15 protein-coding genes are annotated in these 21931 nt (G+C 50.4%); all 15 read right to left on the bottom strand.

Annotated elements, in window-relative coordinates:
- Window positions 1-166: 166 nt before the first annotated feature.
- Window positions 167-2650 carry a rhamnogalacturonan lyase gene (locus JOE49_RS10855; protein ID WP_209941069.1) on the bottom strand — a complete coding sequence of 828 codons (2484 nt, stop codon included), beginning with the start codon at window positions 2648-2650 and terminating at the stop codon, window positions 167-169.
- A 236-nt stretch (window positions 2651-2886) separates the two neighbouring features.
- Window positions 2887-4305: a YfcC family protein gene (locus tag JOE49_RS10850; protein WP_209941068.1), complete on the bottom strand. Its 1419-nt coding sequence runs from the start codon at window positions 4303-4305 to the stop codon at window positions 2887-2889.
- The gene (locus JOE49_RS10845) at window positions 4302-5522 is read right to left on the bottom strand and encodes a M20 family metallopeptidase (RefSeq protein ID WP_071559118.1); all 1221 of its coding nucleotides are present in this window, start codon (window positions 5520-5522) and stop codon (window positions 4302-4304) included. The genes JOE49_RS10850 and JOE49_RS10845 overlap by 4 nt, the downstream gene beginning before the upstream one ends.
- Window positions 5523-5717: 195 nt before the next feature.
- Window positions 5718-6605: a LysR family transcriptional regulator gene (locus JOE49_RS10840; protein WP_048481493.1), complete on the bottom strand. Its 888-nt coding sequence runs from the start codon at window positions 6603-6605 to the stop codon at window positions 5718-5720.
- A gap of 193 nt (window positions 6606-6798) precedes the next feature.
- Complete coding sequence (locus JOE49_RS10835; protein WP_209941067.1) at window positions 6799-10092, bottom strand: DUF5704 domain-containing protein; 3294 nt, start codon at window positions 10090-10092, stop codon at window positions 6799-6801.
- A 3-nt stretch (window positions 10093-10095) separates the two neighbouring features.
- Window positions 10096-11040 (bottom strand): copper amine oxidase N-terminal domain-containing protein, encoded by a 945-nt coding sequence (locus JOE49_RS10830; RefSeq protein ID WP_209941066.1) that lies wholly within the window; start codon window positions 11038-11040, stop codon window positions 10096-10098.
- A 437-nt stretch (window positions 11041-11477) separates the two neighbouring features.
- On the bottom strand, window positions 11478-13778 hold the full coding sequence (locus JOE49_RS10825) for a glycoside hydrolase family 127 protein (RefSeq protein WP_209943595.1): 2301 nt from the start codon (window positions 13776-13778) through the stop codon (window positions 11478-11480).
- Between the two features lie 86 nt (window positions 13779-13864).
- Window positions 13865-15088 (bottom strand): NAD(P)/FAD-dependent oxidoreductase, encoded by a 1224-nt coding sequence (locus JOE49_RS10820; RefSeq protein WP_080751603.1) that lies wholly within the window; start codon window positions 15086-15088, stop codon window positions 13865-13867.
- Window positions 15085-15420, bottom strand: coding sequence for a (2Fe-2S)-binding protein (locus JOE49_RS10815; RefSeq protein ID WP_023987257.1), 336 nt, complete (start codon window positions 15418-15420; stop codon window positions 15085-15087). The genes JOE49_RS10820 and JOE49_RS10815 overlap by 4 nt, the downstream gene beginning before the upstream one ends.
- A complete protein-coding gene (locus JOE49_RS10810; protein ID WP_068938458.1) occupies window positions 15417-15731 on the bottom strand; it encodes a (2Fe-2S)-binding protein in 315 nt (104 codons plus the stop codon). The genes JOE49_RS10815 and JOE49_RS10810 overlap by 4 nt, the downstream gene beginning before the upstream one ends.
- The gene (locus JOE49_RS10805; protein ID WP_209941065.1) at window positions 15724-17160 is read right to left on the bottom strand and encodes an aldehyde dehydrogenase family protein; all 1437 of its coding nucleotides are present in this window, start codon (window positions 17158-17160) and stop codon (window positions 15724-15726) included. The genes JOE49_RS10810 and JOE49_RS10805 overlap by 8 nt, the downstream gene beginning before the upstream one ends.
- A 15-nt stretch (window positions 17161-17175) precedes the next feature.
- A complete protein-coding gene (locus JOE49_RS10800) occupies window positions 17176-18063 on the bottom strand; it encodes a dihydrodipicolinate synthase family protein (RefSeq protein WP_209941064.1) in 888 nt (295 codons plus the stop codon).
- Window positions 18064-18126: 63 nt separating this feature from the next.
- Window positions 18127-19128: a proline racemase family protein gene (locus tag JOE49_RS10795; RefSeq protein ID WP_209941063.1), complete on the bottom strand. Its 1002-nt coding sequence runs from the start codon at window positions 19126-19128 to the stop codon at window positions 18127-18129.
- Entirely contained in the window at window positions 19125-20333 is a 1209-nt protein-coding gene (locus JOE49_RS10790) for an NAD(P)/FAD-dependent oxidoreductase (protein WP_209941062.1), read from the bottom strand. The genes JOE49_RS10795 and JOE49_RS10790 overlap by 4 nt, the downstream gene beginning before the upstream one ends.
- Before the next feature lie 46 nt (window positions 20334-20379).
- Window positions 20380-21903, bottom strand: coding sequence for an Ig domain-containing protein (locus tag JOE49_RS10785; protein ID WP_209941061.1), 1524 nt, complete (start codon window positions 21901-21903; stop codon window positions 20380-20382).
- Between the last annotated feature and the right edge of the window lie 28 nt (window positions 21904-21931).

Genomic DNA, 21931 nt, shown 5'->3' with positions numbered 1-21931 from the left:
AAGGCTTTTCTAACCATCAATACAGACCCTGAATAGAGCTACCTCTACTGTGAAAGCTCTAAGAAAGCAAAGAGGCAAACCCCTAAATCATCCAGAGGCTTGCCTTTTTCTAAATCCATTAACTAATTTATACGCCGAAATAGAATCTTAGTCTTCAACTATTGGTTTATAAATCCTTTGCTGGAACTACTGGCTCTCCCTCTATTTCCTTCGCATCTATTTCCGCCCCATCGATTTTCGTTTCATCGACTTCTTTTTCATCTACCTCCGCTGTCTTTGCCTCATCCACCTCATCACTGCTCTCTTCCTCCATCAAGGCTTTTGGCGTGTAGAGCTTGGGAATCGGCACATTCGCCCAATCCATATCGGACGCAAAGTAAAAGCTCGTATAGGAAGGTTGGTTATACCCGGTATTTTGACGCGCCACATCCGTGCGATATTGCGGATCATGCATCAACGTGTACAATTTATGCGTCGTAGGCTCTGTGCTCAGATAGATACGGATTGCTGAGCTATCCGCTGTGCGGACGAGCATTTCCTCCCGCCAATCTCCGAAAATGTCGGCTACCAGCGATGGAGTTCCTTTCGTATAGTTGTTCGTTTTGGTTCCAGTGGCGGTCATCAATGTACCTCGTTTCCAATCCTCAATGGTTGGGGTTACATCAATTGCACCGTTTACGATTTGTGTGGTCATATCAGCTGCCCATTTGATACTCATATTGGTACCTGGCATCTTCGTATCCAGCTGTTTACCCGCTGCGGTCCACAGGCCTATGGCCCACGTCTCCAGACCTCGCTGATCCGGATCTATGTCACCGACCATTCCCCGACCTGTATCCTTGCCGGAATATGCGCCGTAAATGATTTCACCCGTTTTGGCATCCCGCAAAGAATAGCCATATGGAGCGTAGGTGCCACCTTCATGTACCATAAAGATTTCTTTGCCGGGGCGATCCGGGTCAATATCGGTCACATGCAGCGCATCGCCATGTCCCAATCTGGCGGTTTGACCTGGAGTTGCGCTTTCAGGAGGCATGACATCAAATGAGCTGTACAACAGGCTGCCATCATGGTCAATCGTGGCGGAACCGTATACGATTTCGTCCTTGCCGTCACCGTCCACATCCACCACGCTCAAAGAATGCGCTCCCTGTGTGGTCAAGGTGCCAAATTTCGGGTCCGTTCCATCACGCCCGTGCGGACTATCGTTAAATGGATTGGTCATCGGTGTCCAGCCACTGTCCACCATCCAATGTTTTTGGAGATGGCGACCATCCCATGTGTAGGTGGCCAAAGTGGAACGCGTATAATAGCCGCGTGCGAATACGGCGTACGGCTTGCGTCCGTCCAAGTAAGCCACACCTGCCAGGAAGCGGTCTACACGATTGGCGGGTTCAATTCGGGCCATGGCGTAGTCTCCCCACATGAGGCCATCGTCATGACGCTCCGGCTCATAGCGGATGGTATCCAGCTCAGCTCCCGTTTTCCCTTTGAAAATCGTCAAATACTCCGGTCCATCGACGATGAAGCCCTCGAACTCTCTAAGCTTGTTTTTGTCGCTCCGTGAAGGTGCGTATACGTCCATAAAGTAGTCTGTCAGGCTTTCCGCATCCTTTCGGGATAACGGATAATTGTACTTCGGAGCGATACCAAAGCATTCCTCCAGCGTAGCAGGCCATTGTCCCTTGACCACTTCTTCATGCTTCGTCCAGTTCATAAACATGTTCACCACATGCTCATAATAATCCGAGCGACTCAAACGGTAATCGTCCTCATGTGTAATCCCTGCTTTGCGATCCTCACGTGGCAGAGTAATATATTTTTCTTTTTTCGGCTTGCCCTTCTTATCAAAAGAAATCGTTTTGGTCCCTGGAGCCGTTTTGAACATCAGCTCGGCTTTACCATCGCCGTCAAAATCGTACACCATCATCTGTGTATAATGCGCACCTGATCGAATATTCACGCCCAGGTCAATCCGATACAACAGCTTGCCTTCGGCCGTATACGCATCGACATACGTATTTCCGGTATACCCCTTCTGAGATACATCTTTGGAGTTCGACGGGTCCCATTTTACAAAAAATTCATATTGCCCATCTCCATCCACATCTCCCACACTCATATCATTGGCCGAATAAGTATAGGATTCACCTGCTGGTGTTACGCCATCGGCAGGCTTTTGGAGAGGAAGTTCATAGTAACCCTGCTGCCATGGCTTCACTTTGGCGCTACGATCCTTTTCCCGCCCATTAACGACTGAAGCTACTCTGTATACCGATTTCCCATTCCCTTCCTTATCCACATAGTTGGTACTGTCGGTCACTGTCGCGATCTTCTTACCGTCACGATATACGTTAAAGTCCGCTCCTGTCAGCCCCGTTGAACCGTAACCGTTCACTTCTTGAGCCAATAACCGCCAGCTTAAAAATACCCCCTCCTGCGTTGCCGCAGCTACCAGTCCGCGATCCAGCTTTTCCAGCTGAATGCTGCCGCTACGGTTCTGTTCAACTGCGATTGCTGATTCCGCCTGCAGCGTCGGTTCGGACAAGTCTTCCGCAGCCACTCCTCCAGTCGTCCCCGTCATCGCCAGCATCGCTGCCAACGCGGCGGTCAAGCTTCCCTTTCGCCATGCGCCTTTCCCTTGAGCCATCCAGGTCGTCCTCCTCGAATGTATTGTGATGACAAGCAAATACCCGAAATGATTGCGCTTACATAAATTAAATTCCCTATTATTATAGTTTTGCCGTTCCCCCAAACGCGTTTAAATATCCGAGGATTTCTCTACACAAAACCGTGTTGTTTACTCATTCCAAATAAAACAGCCCTCACCAAGCCTGTTAACGGCATACTGAGGACTCAATATATATCTAATTTTCCTTTTATATTTTAGTGATACCCAATAATTTGAGCTACAACCACGAATACTGCACCCAGTACGAACCAAGCGGCCAGTAACGGCCAAAAGAAGCGAACCCATTTCTGATATGGAATACCCGACACCGCCAAACTCCCCATTAAGGCAGAGGAAGTAGGCAAAATCATATTCGAAAATCCATCTCCCAACTGGAATGCAAGGACTGTGGTCTGCCGTGTAATACCCAACAGATCGGACAGCGGCACCATAATGGGCATCGTCGTCGCTGCCATCCCCGAACCGGAGGTAATAAATACATTCATGACATTTTGGAACACATACATACCCAGCACTTGCACGGATTCCGGCAGATGTCCCACCACGATCGCAAGGCTGTTAACGATCGAATCAATCACATTGCCGTGATCCAGCACGACGACGATGGAACGTGCAAAACCAATGATCAGGGCACCATAGGTGATATCTTTGGCCCCTTTGGCAAACTCTGTCGCAATGCGACTTGGCCCGTAGCCTGCACAAAAGCCGGAAATGACTCCCATCGAAAGAAACAGGGCAGCCAGTTCCTCCATCCACCAATCTTTTTTGGACACTCCCCAGATTAACATCGCGAAGCTTACTATAACGGTCAAAATGATCAGGATATGCTTAAGCTGTATGGAAGGCAGATTGGATAGATCCACCGGCTTGTCTTCAGCGCTCTTTTCCAATTCGTAAACGAGGCTGCTTTCCGGGCTTGTCTTCACTTTACTGGCATAACGCATAATATATAAGCTCGTAATAACGATCAGGATGACCAACAGGATGGCACGAAGCCACAGCCCTGAAAAAATAGGAATTTGCGCAATCGCCTGTGCCAATCCCACATTAAACGGGTTCAGCAGCCCGGCGGTAAACCCGCAGGAGGCTCCCAGCGAAATCATGGCCGTACCCGTCAACGCATCAAATTTCAACGCCCGGGCGATGGCAATACCAATCGGCACGAATACCATCACCTCAGTGGACATTCCCATGGTAAAACCACCTACGGAAAACAAGGTGATAAACACGGGAATGACCCATAACCCCTTGTTGGAAAAAGACCTCGCAACTCTTCCGGTCACCGCCTCAATTGTGCCCGAGGAAGTAATAATCTGAAAGACACCGCCAATGATTAGAATGAAAAAGACAACATCAGCCGAATCGACTAGACCGGATACGATGGATTTTGGGATGTCCCACAGCGTAACCGGATTCGGATCGACATGAGCGTACGAACCGGGAACGAGCAGCGTTTTGCCGGTCGTTTCATTTTTAACCCGTTCAAACTCTCCAGCGGGAACGACATAAGTCAATATTCCAGCCACTAAGGTCAGAAAAATAAGAATGACAAAGGTGTGCGGCATTTTCAGCCATTTCTTCGGACCCCTCGGTACGGTCGTGTTGCTACTCATTCGGATGCTCCCCCGTTTCTCAACGCTTGCCATTGTTCAAATTCAGTCCGTACCTCTCTCAAAGCCACCGGATCGGTTACCAGATCATAAGCGGTCAGCGCCAGCGCTTTGGCGGCATAATTCATTTCAATCATGCCTTCCTCTGCTCCTGCAAGCCGGGCAAATTCCGGCGTGTGCGTGGACGCGTCACCCAATCGGATATAAGGATGAATCGCTGCAGTAATCTGGCTGACATTGCCGATATCCGACGAGCCGATCCCTCCCTGCGCAGGCGGCTCGTGAACCTCCAAACCCAACTGCTCCAACTTGCTCTGGAACAAAGCCGCCAGCTTCTTGTTGGTATTGCGCTCCGCATAAATAAGCCCCTCGACAATATCCACCGTCGCGCCCATACCTTCTGCCGCCGCACGAACAGCACGATACACCTTGTCCCTCACCTCAGCCAGACCGACGACGGTTTGCGCCCGTAAAATAAACACAGCCTCGCACAGCTCCGGCACGACATTGGGAGCATCCCCGCCTTTGGTAATAATGCCGTGGATACGTACGTCGCTGGTAACGAACTGGCGAACCGAATTAATCGCCACAAAGGCATTGATCATAGCATCCAGCGCGCTAATGCCTTTCTCCGGGGAGGATGCAGCATGAGCCTGCTTGCCATGAAACGTGAAGGTGGCGTCCACGCAGGCCAGTCCCCCGCGTAAAACCATCGTTTTATTCTGTGGATGCACCATCATCACGGCGTCCACGCCGTCGAACACACCATGCTCGCACATCATGATTTTGCCGCCGCCCTCCTCCTCGGCGGGTGTGCCCAATACCACAATACGTCCGGGTAGGTCCGATATCGCTTCTTTTAGGGCTATGGCTGCTCCGACCGATGCGGTACAGATCAGATTGTGACCGCAGGCATGTCCGATCACCGGAAGTGCGTCATACTCTGCCAGCAAAGCAATTGTCGGTCCGCCGGGCTTCCCTTCCCATTCGGCGCGGAAGGAGGTTTCCAGTCCTGCAATCCCCTTTTCCACAGCAAAACCAGCTTGCTCCAGTGTACTCGTGAGCCATCCCTGAGCCTGATATTCATGAAAGCTCAATTCAGGATGGGTATGTATTGTTCGGGCAAGCTCCCGCAACTCATGATCCTTTGCATCTACAGCCTTCAAAATCTCTTCATGGGATGACGTTCTGCCATTATGTCCGTTCGTTGTTAAATCCATCAATGGAATACCGCCTTTCATTCGCAATAACGAATAATTATACAACCAATATTCAACATTGTATAAGCGAAGACCAGTGAAGTAAATTTAATATTTTTTGGCTTTATCCTTAAAATTATTTTATATATGACATATTTGTCCTTGATATACGCTATTTTTCACCATTAATTACGTATATTCAATGTATTTACAGCCTCAAGACTGGAGCATCCATTCTACAAATCTTTCCACTGCCATAGGACGGCTGGATTTATTTTTATACAACATCCATGTTCTACGCAGGACAGGATCTCCATTTTTACGAATCAAATTAAATGCATACAGTTCATCCTTGGGAGAGATAAATATTTCGGGTACGATTGAATATCCCAGTCCGTGCCGAACCATTTCCTTGCAGGTTTCGTAGCTATCCACCTCCATAGAAACTCGTGGTGCACGGCCTATTCTCTCACTCCACCATGCCTGTACCGATTCGTTGAACGAGGAATACATATGACCGGAAAGTTGCGGCTTCCCCGGGTCCTTATAACGAATCATTGGAAGCTCCGGCAATTGCTCAAGCTCTACAGCTTCTTTGGAGATCACGCAGATATGCTCCTCATGAAGAAGATGCTTTCCCTCAGACCAAGGGTAATCATTGCGGATAACACCCAGATGAATTTCATCCCCGCGCAGCATCTCATAGATTTCCGCACTGAGTCCGCAGGTGACTGAAAATTGCACGTCAGGATAAATATCTTTAAAGCTTTTAAGAATCGGCGGTAGCCGATAATGTCCGTAATAGCTTGAAATCCCCAAGCGCAGCGTACCTTTTACTTCCCCTCTCAGGTGAATGACAGCTTCTTTTAATTCGGTCAGTTCCCTCAAATTCCGTTTGGCATACTCCACCAGTCGCTCCCCTTCCATGGTCAGCTTCGTTCCTCTGTTCCCGCGTACAATGAGAGGTACAGCGAACTCCTTTTCCAATTGGTTCAGACGGTAGGTCAAGGCAGGCTGTGTAATATATAGACGTTCGGCGGCACGTTTCATGCTCTGTTCTTCTGCAATGTAGCACAACATTAAACAATCCTTTTCATCCACCATGATCACTCCTTCAATTCAATCATTCCTTTGTTTAGCCGTTCCTTTGTTCTCCGTAAAAAAAGCCCAGATATATCGGTCTATTATAACGTATGAAAACTTAGGCATAAAAAAAACGGACAGTGGATTGTTCCATTGTCCGTTTTCGTATTTTTCGCGCTAGTTATGGATTAGGATTCGTCTTGATTACTGCAAGCTAGTGAGGGACAAATGAACTGAAATCGTCCCGACTGGACTGATCCGCATGATAAAATACTACATCCCCGTCCTGTAAATGAAAGATATGCCCGTACGGGTCTTTTATCTCTCGGCGGTAACCCTCCAGTTGCCACTGGTTCAATAGCGGACCATTTATATACTGTAAATGCGGATGCTCCGTGTCCCCCTGACGCAGTGACTCCACATTAAAGTTGACGACGATAAAGCCCGTTTTCTTGAATATATCTGTATGCTCGTTTAGCTCCTGACGGCGACTGACCTCGCGCAAATCCGTGCCTTTGGTGACTGCGTACACATCAGCAGGCAGGCTATATTCACCATACCAGCGCTGAATCGACGCATTAGCGCGATCCACGTTGACCCCATCTGGCAGGTCTGTCTTCGGACCAATCAAGGTACGCACAGCCGCAGGCAGTACCAGCCAGTCGTAACGTCCAATCCAGGTCTTGCTGCGTGCAATACGGTGGGCATACAGGGAAACATAACGTTCCAGTGTCAACTGGCTTTGCTGTGCTTCACTCAGCTCATGCTTGTATTGGTAGGCTGACGTGTCCTGCATTTCCTCCATCGGCACATTGCGTAGCCGTTCATTCAAAATAACATATCGCTTTTCCCGGTCCTCCGCCGATCCCAAACGGATAAATTTTCGACTGCCGGAATGTGTATACAGATCCACCTCTTCCCGCTGTCGCCCATCTTTGCTCACCCAATAGAACGATGGCGTGATGCGAATACCGTCCTTGGCGCTAAACATATTGCCTTTGGTTTTGAGGTCAAACTTGAAATGATAGCCTGTCTTGACCGCCACATTTGCATAACCTTCATATGGGTGACTGCCGGGACGAACAGGCAAGGTGAATGGCTCCGGGTTCCCTCTAGGCAACCCGTCAATATTGCCAAGCCCCGTCCAATAGGACAAACCGCTATGCATCGAGCTTCCTTTTCGTTGCCGAAACACCCGCTCCCAATGGTAATCAGCAATATCCGTGATATGAAAATCGTACATCCGTCCGATGACCTCAATATTCACCACATCATTGGCAACATGATGGGCGATATCCGTGTTGGCATGGCGTTGTTCGGTGAACCCGTCCGGTGCATTTTCGGCAATGGTACGGAACACAACTGTATAGTTGCCTTCATCCACCCATACGGGCAAATAAAAGTCTGTGTCGAGCTGCTGCACCGGAATGTCGATCCAGGTACCCCGCGGATAAAATTGTGTCTTCCCTTTGTCGTAGACATCGAACGGAAATCGCACCTGCTTGGTTCGTACATATTTGGCATACTCCCGATCACCATAGCCAGGAATATTTAAATGTGGGCCTGCTGTCGAGATCGTCACCCGGAAAGGGCGCTCCAAAATAAGCGCAGATCGTCCTTTCGTAGGTTGGGTTTTCTGGTTATGAGCAGCATCGTCCGACACTTTAGACAGATTCACTACGGGAGTGTGAACAGTCACCGTATTAATTCCCTGTATCGTAAACGTTTTATCCGCTCCTCCATTGATATTTCCTTTGAGAATAGCGTAAGTGATGTCACCGCTGCTGGGCGTATTGGACTTATTTATCTTATACTTATCAATCACATGATCCGGACTGTACAGCACATCCGGCCCAATTGCTCCGGAAGAGGGTATAACGCCTGGCCTAGGGCCATTCACCTTAACGCGCTCCGGATTCATAATGATCTTGTTTTCAAAGGTTAGAGTGTCGTTTTCCACTTCGATTTCCTTAACAGCCCCCTCTGCCTTGGATTTCAGTGCACTACGGTCATCAGGTACACTCGGCTTGCTGCTGCCACCGTTTTTGCTACGGCTACCGCCATCCACTGTCCCGGGTGCAGGGGGCGGATAAAAATTGCCCTGAGTCGCTGCAATATAGGAAGGGGGTGTATAGGATTGCGGACGCAAAGTGATTGTTTCATTAGGTAACGCATAATTTCGGAGCGTAGCCTCCTTAATTCCGTACACCTCCAAATTATCTATCGTCCAATATGAGTATGGACGGACGATTTGGTAAGTATAGGTTCGCTTCACGGTCTCACTCCGCCGAGATTTTTTCTTAGGCCGCCAGGTCAATCGATATTCCCGTTTTACGTTCACCGTATATGTACACTGGCCTGTCATGTTCACAAACTTATGTTGAAAAAGGTATCTCTTCGCTTGCACATGACCGTATAGGCTTTCAGATGTAGGAATACCTTTGGATACGTCAAATCGTTCCCGACCACGCTGGTCCGCTTTGATAACGGCAGATACTGTCGGGTCCAGTTCGGCAGTTTCCAAGCGCAGACCTGGAACGGGGCGGGAGCAGACAACACCTTTTGTTGGCTGTTCATTATCTTGGCAATCTGAGGGTGCTCCCTCTTGACTTTCTCCAGGCTTAGGACAGCCCTGAGCTTCTTTGTAATACAAATAAGCGGTAAACTGCTCAAAAGAACCGTCATAGGTAAATCCGGGTACAATTCCCGGCAAAATATCTCCGCTTGGCGGTTTACCGGTCGTGCTTTTCTTATAACCCACATACTCATATTTCGGGTTGGTTGGCGGGGTAAAATCATACAGTTGATCAGCTTTTAGTTCATCTTCTATTGGTGAAAATACGTTGTTAAGTGATTTTCCATCAGTGGTAAAATGCTTGACGATTAGACTGCTCTCCAGTTCGATCTTGAATAGGATGGGCTGAAAGATACGCCAGGCTTCTACCTCTTTGGCACAGGTAGGGCAACTCTCTTCCTTAATATCTTTGGCTATGACTTCCGCATTAAGCATCATGTTTACTGTAATCGGAATAATGGTGGAGTCCGTTCCAACCCCCTGTATTTGGTAGGAACGAATATCGTCCTTCACTGTGCCTTTACTTATGTAACGTACGTATTCTTCATAGCTATCAGAACGAGATTTCTCAAAATATTTGATATAGTCAGGGTTTAGTTTGTTGTTCTCATCATTAGGTTTATAAAGTGATGCTTCAACACTTTTTATTTTTCTACCCGGGAAACTAAATTTGTAAGTAAAAGTAGCCTCACCATGCATCCCTTTTCCAGGCTGTTTACCACCGTTTGTGACCCACGTCCCTGCGATATTCTTCCACATATCGAAATACATCATACCGACAAAGTAACGATTATTCTTGTCTGCATAGTAGGACAGCGGAGTAATTTCTGTATCGGCTGCCGCCTTATCGATAGGGAAAGAAAAAGGCGGGAGCTGCAACAAAAGCAGTACCCCCACCAGCAATACGGCCAGAATGCGTTCAGTTTTCCCCATTTCTTAATTACCTTTCCACGGGTTAACCATTATTGGGATGTAGTCTCTCGATGCAAGATCAAAACCAATGTACTCAATGTCTTGCAGCTTAAAAGTTTTATAATCCTTGTTGCCATAAAGGTTAGCGTCAGCATACGAATATATTTTGTAATAGAGCATCTTTGTACCGTCTCCATTGTCTTGCGTCAATTCATCTAGTGCAGGGCGAAGGCGCACATCCTTGTTTTTAGTCAAGTAAAAAAGGCTGCCTGCCGTAGATTTTGTTTTGGCCCGCACTTTCAGGTATGGAACTCCCTTTGGACTCGTATAAGGCTCGACTGAATAAATATCGCGCAACAACTTAATAGGCAAGTCGGACAGTTTAAAGATCACCACTTTGTCATACGGCTGACCAACAACATTGTTTAGAAGACCAGGCATTGTGCCGAACGCCTTTTTATACGGCTCGATACTTACCGCCTGATGCCCTGTATCCTCCAGCGCAGTAATTTCCTTCTTCCCAATCCAGACCCAGCGGCTGATCTTATCCCACTCCACCGTCTGCCCCAGGCCTTCACTTACCAACCGCAGCGGCACAAAAGTACGGTTTTGCTTCAAAATAATCTTCGTTTCATACGTTTTGGTCTGCCCATCCACGGTAGCGGTGTTTTGACCCACTGTCATGTTAACAGCATGTGCATCATTTTTAATCGACACAGCCAACTGGCCGTCTGTTTTCTCCCAGCCAACCTTAGCCCCCAATGCCTCGGATACAAAACGAATCGGAACCATCACATAATCGTTGCTATCCTGAAAAGGTTTAGCATCTGGAAACTGTATTTTTTTCGCGTTTAACAAGACTTCAATCGGTTTGGTGCTGCTTGCTGCCTCCGTCGTTGGAATCGTACTTGTCGCGCCCCATAGCAACGTGACTGCGGTCAAACTCAACATCCATTTTTTCATACTCATCTCTCTATCCCCTTTGTCAGCTTAAACTTTAAACTATGTATATCATCTCTAATCTCATAAACTTATCGCATCCCCACTTTCGGAAAATACTGGATACAACTTATATATTATAGAGTTTCCCTATTACAAAATCTATAAGAAAAACTTCTAATACAAAGCATTCCTAACAAATAGACTCTATTGAGCAATCCCTCCCCCTAAATCATAGAACTGACTCTTTAAAAAAGTTTATATTTCCGCAAAATATCAACAAAAAAGGGCTGCCTCTCCCTATGAAGGAAGAAACAGCCCGTGTGCTTCACGCGCAACAAAACTATGAATATATCAGCTCATACCACCATATGGATTATTCCAGCATCATCCAATATTTCTTACATCATAAATCATACCGGACTAAAAATCAAACGTTACTTTTCTCTCACGAAACATTTCAAAGATCATTCATGTATACCTGAACTTCCAGCTTGATAGCGTTGCTCATATACGTCCTTGTTGACCATCCTCAGCCCAAACAATCTGCGGATACGCTGTCCCGGCTTGGCCTTGAAGGTTACTGTCGCTTGATCCTTACCCTCCAGATATGCAGCCGGAATAGCAGTATTAACGTTGTAAAACTTATCGGCCTCATCAAAACCTTCACTAAAATGCTCAAGCGGATGACCGTTAATCAAAATATCAAAACCGCAGTTAGGCATTTCCAGTGTAGCTGTGTAGGTAATGACCAACAGCATCGGAGCAGACGGATCTGTATTCAGATCAAAAGAAAACCAGCCGTCAATTCCCGCATTCCGGTAAGGTCGGTTATTCACATATCCGGTGCGAGTCGAAGCATCTCCCTGGAAGTTATGATCTCGCTCCGGCTGCATTTCTCCGGGTTGGGCAAAATCAATCGTGCACTGCTCCAGAATCGCCAGCTTTTCGCGTGCCGCTGTGTATTCCTGTTCCGCCTCCTGCCACGCTTCCTTGGTAAAAATGTCCCAGTATACGGAATACGTACGGTCATGCATTTTATACAGAGGAGACAATTCCACATCCCGGGGATGCCCTGCATTCAAGGTACGAAACGTATTGGTCTTGTCTTCCACGGGCTGTATCCAGGCATCCAGCTTTTCCGTTTGGGGGATGAATACCGGTGTGTACAGGAAATCCTTGGCTTTATGATCTTCTAAGGGTCCAAGGTCTCCTGCCAGCACCAACGGTCCATACATGATAGCCGCCCGATCCGGGTTATCTGGCATCTGCTCCAGTCTCAGCGACATCGGAATCGTCACCTCTACAACGTCACCGTCAATCCACGTTCTGGCGATGGAGACAAAGCTGCCCGGTTCCGATACAACCGATTGCTCCTTGCCATTTACACGAATGGTAATTCCTTTTTCAGCCCAATATGGATAACGGATGAGCAGCATAAATGAGGCAGGTTGATCGCATTGAATCTCCAGCGTCGTATGATCTGTCTCTGGATAGGAAGTATTTTGATTTAACGTAACACCTGTGTCCTTCCATTCCAGCGTGGAGGCAATGAACTGATTGACATACAGCTTATCGTGATCGTGAAAATAAATGCCGCTGCCGTAGCTCGCATGGTTTTCCATCCCTGTGCCGACACAGCACGTGAAATCATCAAATTTGCTTTCAAAATGCTTGTGCCCACCCATCGCCAGCGACAGAAAATACGTTACGCCCCCGTGAACCGGGTCCTGCGAAGCCAAAATATGATTGAATAGACCTCGCTCATAAAAGTCCGCTTCCTTGGCGGAAGCATTCCATTGAAACAGATGATTGGTCAGCTTAAGCATGTTATAGGTATTGCACGTCTCCGTCGTATGAGGCCCGATGCGATCATTCAAGCCATCTGGCGCGCCAAAATATTCTCCAAAGCTATTCCCGCCAATGACATACGAATGATGATCCACCACCCGCTCCCAAAAAAACTCCACCGTTGCCCGGCGTTTCGTATCATTGGTCAGCTCATATTCCTTGGCAAGCCCGATCAGCTTCGGAATCTGTGTATTGGCGTGAATGCCCTGCAAACAGTCTTCCTGCGAGCTAAGCGGGTCCAGCACCAGCTTGTGCCAGAAGCATTCAGCCAGCCACAAGTAGCGCTCTTCCCCGGTATCCGCATACAAATCGGCCAATACCTCATTCATGCCTCCATATTCGCAAAACATCATCTGCTGGAGCTGCTCATCGCTCATCGGCTTCATAATTCCTTCGAGCCAGTCCGCCAGCTTGCGCTCTACATCTAATGCCTTATCACAGCCTGTCAAATGATGCGCATCCCGCAGGCCAGCGAATAACTTGTGCAGTGTATACAAGGGTGCCCAGGCACCGTTCAGGTCAAAGCCCTTCGAGCGAATATTTCCAGCAGACACCTCTTCAAAAAGTTCCTTCCCCCCTGGAATACCGGATACATATCCGTCACCATGCGCCGCCTGACAAACGGCTAGTTCATCCGTAATGTAATGAGCAATTTCTTTAAAACGCTCATCGCCCGTTGAAGCATACATCATGGAGCAAGCGGACAAGTAATGTCCCAGTGTATGACCGGAAATAGTCATCGCTTCCCAGCCTTCATACTGAGGCGCTTTGGGCGTAAGTCCGGCATATTCCCGAAAACGCGCCAGCAGGCGGTCTGGTTGAAGCTCCAACAGATAAGATCGGTTCAGCTCCATCGCCTGTTTGAAGGGACCTTCAGCCAATACCACCTCATTCAGTGCGAACGGCCTTGCTTTCATATGGGCTTTTGCTTTAAGAGTCACTTTCCGTTCCTCCTTTAAGGCGAATTTGGGATAAAAAAATGCATATCAAACACAATGAGCCGTTACGCGCCGCTGCCAGAGGTTTGCCCCCACTGCTGGTACAGCTGCGTTCTCGCCTCTGTAATGCCGGGATGAAACTGAATCAGCGCATGCTTGCGTGCAAAATGGACCTCACAGATCGCCTCCTGCACCCGCTGTTCCCCGCCTGCTCCGCCGAGTCCAGCGGCATGGAGCATGGAAGCGGCGGCTAATCGACCTTGGGCCATCGCGACCAGCCCGCTTTCGATGCCGGTAATATTGCCGGCAACGTACAGCCCTTTGAGCGAGGTTTCCATTCGCTCACCATGCAGTGGAACATGCCCACCTAGCTCAGGGCTGTACACGAACTTGCACCCGGCTACCGCCGCCAGCTCAGCGAGCGGGTACAAGCCGCCGCTCAACGCCACGAAGTCGGCGGGTTCGACGCGCTCGCTGCCGGGAATAGGCGAGCCGTCCGGTTTAACGTGGATCAGGGTCACAGATTCGACCCGGTCCTGCCCGTTGACGGACAGCACCGCCGTCCGCAACCGGATCGGGATATCCCACAGACGGAAGCCTTTGTGGGGATAGCAGCACGCGATGAGTTTCTCCATCCGCATCGCAGCTGCGAGCCTGCCGCCTGCACGCATCCAGGCGGCAGGGGCCAGCCCCGACAGCTGAAGCAGCAGCTTCGCGGAGGCTGTCGGATCTGCCGCCGCACCAGCCAGCGGATTAGCGCACGGCAGTGTAATCGCCGCCACCTTCACCCCGGCGACAGACAGCTCGCGGGCAATCGCCATCGACAATACGTTCATGCCCACTATGATGCCTCGCTCTCCTGGCTTAACGTAATGAACGTTGGTCATCACCTGCGCGGCCCCGATGGACATCACGCCCGGCAGCGTCCAGCCATCCAGCGGAACGGGAATTTCAGCAGCTCCAGTCGCCAGCAATACATAATCCGCAGTGAACAATCCACAGGAAGTGGAAATTTCCCACGTCGTTGTATATTCCATACCATGTACGGAAACGCCGCAGCGAATGTCCACCCCAAGTTCCCTGCAACGGGTAATCAGCTCATCCGAAACGTGTTTTCCAACCCACCAGCCTTGACTGCCTTCCTCATGATATTGCCCGGGCATGCGTCCACCCGGCTCTGTAAACTCATCCAGTACCGTGACTGGCAATCCTTGCTCAGCAGCCGATACCGCTGCGGACAATCCGGCGGGACCCGCCCCAATGACGATGAGATGCGCCATTTCATTCATGTCACAATTCTCCCTGTGATTTCATTCGAAAGTTGCCGTCCGGTTTCCACCACCATACCTTCCTCCAGCTTGGTCAGGCAGGAACGGACGGTACCAAACGGATGAACCGTCAGGCGGCATTCGTTACAATGCCCAATGGCGCAGTATACACCTCTGGCCGTACCGGATTCCTCATGCCTTCTCAGCAAACGGACACCGCTGGCCAGCAGCGCTGCTGCCAATGGCTCTCCGGCCAATCCCTGCATAGGACGACCGTCAAAAATGAAAGATACCTGCCGACGTTCCGGCTTTGGTCCCAAAATAGGGTGATTTACAATACGCATGCGGCTCATAAGGAACCTCCCTCTGCCAGCTGCCCGAACGTTACGGGACGTACGGGGGGCCTTTGTGATAACAGCTCCGCCTCCCGGCGGGCAGCAGGAACCTGATTGTAAAACCATGACTCCACCAATTGTCGGCATACCCTGCCCTGACATGCCCCCATCGTCACCCGCGTAGCCATTTTAAGCTGGCGCACGGTGTCCACGCCCATGCGGCAGGCCTGCTCCATCTGTGCGATACTCACTTCTTCACAGCGACATACGAGCAAATGACCTGATGCGCTCTCAACCGTCTCACTTCGTCCCGTCGCCCGCTTACTCATAGCTGATCGCGCAGGTTTTAATCGCTGAATAAAAATCCAGCGCCGCCTGGCCCTGTTCCCGGGTATGTGAACTGGATTGCTTCAGACCGCCGAACGGAGCCTGGTATTCGACACCAGCCGTCTCCTGATTAACCCGGACCATACCGGCGTTCGCCTCATCCAGAAACCGGTGAGCCAACCGCAAATCGCGGGTGAATAGAGAGGCACTTAATCCATAAATAGAATCATTGCACAGTCGAATCGCATCCTCGAAGTCGTCCGCCTGCATTACCCCCATCACAGGTCCAAAAATCTCCTCCTGAATCAATGGATGGGACGAATCAAGTCCAGTCACCACCATCGGACGCACATAATATCCGTTATCCGTCCCGGCGGCGGCTCCACCTTCGGCTAAAATATCGGCTTCCCGGCGGGCGAGTGATACATAGGACATGACCTTCTCATACTGACTTGCCGATGCCACAGGTCCAAGATACGCACCGGGGTCAAGCGCCGGAGCGATCTGTATTTTTTCCACCGCTTGGCGTAAGGCTTCCGTGAACGTCTCATAGACAGACTGTTCCACAATTACCCGGCTGGTGGCCGTGCATTTTTGCCCGGCTGAACGGAAAGCTCCGCTAACAATCATCGCTACTGCTTGCGCCACATCCGCGTCCTTCAGCACCACAGCGGCATTTTTACCGCCCATCTCGGTCTGGTACTTGATATTACGGCGTGCGCACCGTCCCGCAATGCCCAAACCTGTAGCAGTAGAACCCGTGAAGCTGACCGCATCCAGTACCGGATGCTCCAGTAAGGCATCGCCAATACGGTTACCTTGCCCAATGACTAAGTTCAGCACGCCGGGCGGAAGCTGCACCGCCTCGAATAGCTCGGCGACCCGTACTGCAGTTAATGAAGCATGTTCGGCAGGCTTCCAGATGACCGTGTTTCCGCACAAGAGTGCAGGGGCGATTTTCCATAGCGGAATAGCTACCGGAAAATTCCACGGCGTAATGACTGCCGTTACACCCAGCGGAATGCGCTTCGTGTATTGGAGCACTCCCGGCTCATTCGAAGGAATGACTGTACCGATGGATCGTACGCCCTCTGCCGCGTAGTATCGGAGCAGATGGACACCTCGCATGACCTCTCCGCGCATCTCGGTAATCGGCTTGCCCATCTCACGGCTAGCCAGCTCAGCCAATTCAGGTAATGCTGCCTCTAGTAACCCGGCTGCTTTGAACAGATAAACTCCCCGTGCTGCGGGACTTAACGCGGCCCAACCCGCCTGAGCCAGCCGTGCCGCATCCCCGGCCTGTGTAATATCGCCCGTTTCTGAAAAATGGACGACTCCGACCTCCTCCTTCAAGGCCGAAGGATTGTGAACCACCATTTCCTCGCCTGAAGGGTTCTGCCACTCACCGCCGATCCAATTTCGGCTCTCCATCGTCTTCACCTCCATTCAGGATGAAACTTCGCTTGGACGAACCGCCACCTCAAATGCTTCGCGAATGCGGTCATAATCCGCCTGCGGCAGCGCAAGTCTGGGCGGACGTGTCGGACCGACCGGAAATCCAGCCAGCTCCATCATATATTTGATGGACTGTACCAATTGCGGGCTGGCATCATAGTGGAACAGCGGCAGCAGCCTGCGATACAACGCGGACGCTTCCGCCATATTTCCCGCCTGCGCAAGTCGGAACAGCTCTACCCCTTCCTTGGGCAGCGCATTAGGTACCCCCGAAATCCAGCCTGTCGCGCCGAATAATGCCCCCTCCATCGCCAGATTATCTACTCCGACCATGACCTCCAGCTCTGTCTGGTCCAAAATAGCGTGAATACGCCGTACATCACCGGAAAATTCCTTGACTGCTACGATATTTTCAACTCGCGACAAGTCCGCAAGAATATCTGGAGTCAAGTCAACCTTGTAATCATGAGGGTTGTTATACGCAATGATCGGCAAGCCCACCTCTGACAATGCTTCATAATGGGCCGTTACTTCGTGAGGCAGTGGATTGTAATTAATGGGCGGCAGTGCCATGACACCCGCTGCCCCGGCATCCTTCGCATGCTGAATCCAATGCACCGCCTGTTTGGTGGACGGAGCCGCCGAGCCGACAACAACCGGGACACGCCCTGCCGCAGCGTCAATTACGGTGTGCACAACCTGCGACCGTTCCTCCGGGGACAAAGCCGCATATTCTCCCAGCGATCCCGTAGGAACCAGTCCGCTAATGCCGCTTGCAATCAGATGCTCGCACAGCTCGGTCAGACGCTTATGGTCTACCTCCAGCTCTGCCGTGAACGGTGTAACCAAGGCCACATATACACCTTCAAAACGTGCCATATGCTCACCAACCCTTTCCCATCTTTATTTTCATATTCAGCATTCGGGAATGATGTAAAATGCTCACATCAGCAAAAAACCTTCTTTAAGCGGGTCCTCGGGGTCCAACACAAATTGATGATGTCCCGTCACCCAAGCCGAGCCTGTAATTTGTGGAATGACTGCCGGATAAGGACCTATCTGCGTCTCGCCCACGATTTCAGCCCGAAACATGGAACCTGTGATACTTTCATGTACAAACGGCTCATTTAAGCCCAGTTTTCCCTTGGCGTGCAGCACCGCTACCTTGGCCGAGGTTCCTGTGCCACAAGGAGAACGATCGATACCTCCCGGTGGGATGACGACGACATTGCGGCAATCGGCCTGTGGAGCCACAGGCTCCCCGTAGAATTCAATATGCGTCAATCCTTGAATAACCGGATTTTCAGGATGTACTACCTTAACAACAGCATTCACTGCCTCCCGAATCTGCACTGCTGTTCGTACAATTCTTGCCCCATTGCTCTGCTCCAGTGCAAGACCGATGGAAGCCGCCTCTACAATGCCGTAAAAGTTGCCTCCATACGCAATATCCAACGTGACTTGACCGATATCCTCTACCTGGACCTCAACCTCACGGCGGTACACAAAAGAAGGGATGTTTGTGAACGTTACTTGTCGCACCTTGCCCGCATCCACCTCCAGCCGCACTTGAACCGGGCCTGCCGGAGTGTCCAGTAATATCGATTTTTTATCCGCAGCAATCAGCCCGCCTTCCATCAGCGCCGTACATACTCCAATCGTATCGTGACCGCACATCGGTAAATAGCCGCCAGTCTCTATAAAGACCACACCCATATCTGCATCTGGATGACAAGGTTCTGTTAAAATGCAGCCCGACATCACCTCATGCCCTCGCGGCTCGAACATCAGCAGACGGCGAAAATCATCATGATGTGCTGCCATATAAGTCATTTTTTCCAGCATCGTACGACCTACCAGCTTAGGCGCACCGTGAATGACCGTCCGCGTCGGATTGCCTCCCGTATGGGTATCAATGGTAGTAATTCTGCCCGGTACACTCATCCGGTTACCTCCCCGTGAACCTCGTGGCTGGTAAAAGCCTCCCCAAATCGGTCATATCGCAGCGGCTCCACCGGAATACAAGTGGATTCACCGCGTACCATTTCGGTCACCAGCTTACCCGTAACCGCCGCAAGACTAATGCCATCCCCCTCATGGCCAGAAGCGATAAACAACCCCGGTACTTCGTCCACCGCTGATACAATTGGCAAATGATCAGGTGTCCATGGACGCAAGCCGGTATACGCCCGCATCAGCGGGGCATTGGCTAAAGCAGGAAAAAAACGAATGGCTCTGCGGGCGATTAAGCGAATCACTTGCTGATCGACACGTGTGTCCATACCGACAAACTGACGGCTGCTGCCGATCAGAATGTTTTGGGATGCGGTTGGCTCGAACACCAGCGCTACACCGTATTTTTCATAAAGCTCATCCACACTCCGCTGACCGCCAAACTTGCTCATCAGATAGCCGAACTCCATTACCTTGCGGTTCCCAATGGAAGGCATCCGAGCAGACACCAGTATATGTCCTTTGCGCGGCATGATCGGAAGGTCCAAGCCGAGTGAATGACCGATGCTGCGTGTCCACACACCTGCCGCCAATACCACTGCACCTGCATGGATAACGCCAGTAGGCGTCTCCACCCCGCGAACGTTCCCCCTTTCGTCCTGAAGGATGGACTGTATCGGCATACGCGGTAATAACTTGGCCCCCATCCGACGCGCGGCCTCGGCCAGTGCATACGTCATCAATACCGGATTCACAGTGGAATCTGTCGCACATTCCAGCCCGCCCGGCAAATCTTTGGCTAAATGCGGCCATTCCTCTCGCAAATCCTGATGATCCAGCATGCGAAACGGAAGTCCTTCCTGCTGCTGGCGGGCTACCCACTGCTCAGCCGCTTGCATCTCCTGATCGTTTTCACAGACCAGAATACTGCCAGGCGCACGATACTCAAACTCATCGTCCAGTTCCCTAGCCAGCTCTGCCACCAGCTCCTGCGATACCAACGACATTCGACTGTCAAACCCGGGCTCTTTATCGATTGCCAATATATTCCCATCACAACGGGACGAAGTGCCTCCAGCAATCTCCCCTCGCTCAGCCAGCACGACCTTCATACCGGACTTAGCCGCATAATAAGCGATGGCTGTACCGATGATTCCGCCGCCTACAATGACCAGATCCGCGGCATCATGTTTCATTCGCTTCCCTCCCTTCGACCGTTTTAATCTGTTTGTGAGGTATTCTTTACAGCTTGAGCGTAAAGCTTTGTTTCACAGGCTTGCTCAGCTCATCATAATCCCGCAACTGTACGGTGAACGTATACGTCTTGTTGCCTGCTCCGCTGCCTGCTGTTCCGCTAATCATTCCTGTAAAGCGGTCCAGTGTGAACCCTGCGGGCAGTTGACCGCCTGTCACCGTCCAATCGTAAAACGGAACGCCTCCCTTGGCCTCCAGCTTGGCCGTGTACGCTTTACCTTTGACGGGTGCTGGCAATTCCTTCGTCATGATTTCTGGCGCGAGGAAAGGAGTCAGGTCCTTACGCAGCGGCCAGCCTGCTTTTTCTGCTACCAGCAGCGAAAGCTTCGTGTTCATCCAGCGCCGGGTCGGGAACAGATGGCGCCAGCCTCCATTTTGACCGCTCAATCGGTCGACTTCTGCAAGCTCTCCGGAGAGATGATAGCTGTCGTCCAATGCAGTCGGTCTGTGCTGATAAGCCATAATATCCGGGTCATTGCCCGCCGCTTCCTTCAACGCTTTGACACCCGGGAATGTGTCGCTGAACACAATGGCATGACCGAATTCATGCATGATCAGCCCATGCACATCCGTCACCTTGGACAGATCGGATTGATACCATTCTTCATCATCTACGGATGTGAATGGAATCGCATCATCATAGAAATCCAGAATCAAACTATAGGAACGGTTCAGGTTCCCCGGGACGGTCACACCGTTACGTGTATGATAATTGCCGTTCGTGGCTGGAAAGCCCGTAGAATAAGGCCCGTTCAGCCCTCTCATAAACACCCACATGCCTTTGTAGGGTTTGTCATTTGTCACCTGTATTTCATTTTGCCAATCGTCTCCTGGCAGATGGTTTACCTCCGCGTTGGCAGGAACCTCATCGAAAGGAGCCAGATCAAAGAAATAGAACCAGTCCTTTACCGCCAGTTCTGCGGCTTTTTTGGTAGCCGCATCATTGAAATAAGGCTTGATCGTATCGAAGCGGTAATCAAAATGGAGAGGGACTGTGGGCTCTTCATTATCGTCCTGATCCAACACGCGAATTGGAATGGACTGAGTGGTCGTGTGACCATCATTTCCGGCAACGGACATAGACAGCGTATAGTTCTCTATTTCACCGTTTCCTCCAATCCGGTCAGGATGGATGGCTAGCCGAAAATCTTTTTCCTCCTGTGCATTGGCAAAAGTCAGCGTTTTGCTTGCACCTTGCGCCGACAACGTACTAGGCAAATCCATCATCAGCCGGGACGTGCCCTGCGCATTTAACGTAACCGTTAACGGAAAAGCGGCATCCGCTGGCGGCTTCACTTTTAGCTTCACATACGGGTTCGCCAGATATCCTTGCCAATCAACCAGATCTATACCATAATCGTTCACCGTCCGACTAAAGATGTCGATGACTTTTACATCCGACTCCGCCTCGGCATAAGCCTGTTGACCCGGAATAGCTGGTGTCAAAGCCACAATGAGAGAAGCCGCCAGCGCAGTCAGCCATATTTTGGTGTGCCTTTTATGCGTGTTCATTCGATCCCTCCATCTCATTTTTGAATGA

The organism is Paenibacillus sp. PvR133, from assembly GCF_017833155.1.
Taxonomy (GTDB): domain Bacteria; phylum Bacillota; class Bacilli; order Paenibacillales; family Paenibacillaceae; genus Paenibacillus; species Paenibacillus polymyxa_B.
The sequence above is the reverse complement of the archived record's forward strand: the minus strand, read 5'-3'. Positions and strand labels throughout refer to the sequence as shown.

What these genes read in the sequence shown, in the direction of transcription:
- JOE49_RS10835 (WP_209941067.1), bottom strand. Translation starts at nt 10,092, where the DNA reads ATGGGGAAAACTGAACGCATTCTGGCCGTATTGCTGGTGGGGGTACTG.
- JOE49_RS10820 (WP_080751603.1), bottom strand. Translation starts at nt 15,088, where the DNA reads ATGAATGAAATGGCGCATCTCATCGTCATTGGGGCGGGTCCCGCCGGA.
- JOE49_RS10815 (WP_023987257.1), bottom strand. Translation starts at nt 15,420, where the DNA reads ATGAGCCGCATGCGTATTGTAAATCACCCTATTTTGGGACCAAAGCCG.
- JOE49_RS10810 (WP_068938458.1), bottom strand. Translation starts at nt 15,731, where the DNA reads ATGAGTAAGCGGGCGACGGGACGAAGTGAGACGGTTGAGAGCGCATCA.
- JOE49_RS10840 (WP_048481493.1), bottom strand. Translation starts at nt 6,605, where the DNA reads ATGGTGGATGAAAAGGATTGTTTAATGTTGTGCTACATTGCAGAAGAA.
- JOE49_RS10825 (WP_209943595.1), bottom strand. Translation starts at nt 13,778, where the DNA reads ATGAAAGCAAGGCCGTTCGCACTGAATGAGGTGGTATTGGCTGAAGGT.
- JOE49_RS10790 (WP_209941062.1), bottom strand. Translation starts at nt 20,333, where the DNA reads ATGAAACATGATGCCGCGGATCTGGTCATTGTAGGCGGCGGAATCATC.
- JOE49_RS10830 (WP_209941066.1), bottom strand. Translation starts at nt 11,040, where the DNA reads ATGAGTATGAAAAAATGGATGTTGAGTTTGACCGCAGTCACGTTGCTA.
- JOE49_RS10845 (WP_071559118.1), bottom strand. Translation starts at nt 5,522, where the DNA reads ATGGATTTAACAACGAACGGACATAATGGCAGAACGTCATCCCATGAA.
- JOE49_RS10785 (WP_209941061.1), bottom strand. Translation starts at nt 21,903, where the DNA reads ATGAACACGCATAAAAGGCACACCAAAATATGGCTGACTGCGCTGGCG.
- JOE49_RS10805 (WP_209941065.1), bottom strand. Translation starts at nt 17,160, where the DNA reads ATGGAGAGCCGAAATTGGATCGGCGGTGAGTGGCAGAACCCTTCAGGC.
- JOE49_RS10850 (WP_209941068.1), bottom strand. Translation starts at nt 4,305, where the DNA reads ATGAGTAGCAACACGACCGTACCGAGGGGTCCGAAGAAATGGCTGAAA.
- JOE49_RS10855 (WP_209941069.1), bottom strand. Translation starts at nt 2,650, where the DNA reads ATGGCTCAAGGGAAAGGCGCATGGCGAAAGGGAAGCTTGACCGCCGCG.
- JOE49_RS10800 (WP_209941064.1), bottom strand. Translation starts at nt 18,063, where the DNA reads ATGGCACGTTTTGAAGGTGTATATGTGGCCTTGGTTACACCGTTCACG.
- JOE49_RS10795 (WP_209941063.1), bottom strand. Translation starts at nt 19,128, where the DNA reads ATGAGTGTACCGGGCAGAATTACTACCATTGATACCCATACGGGAGGC.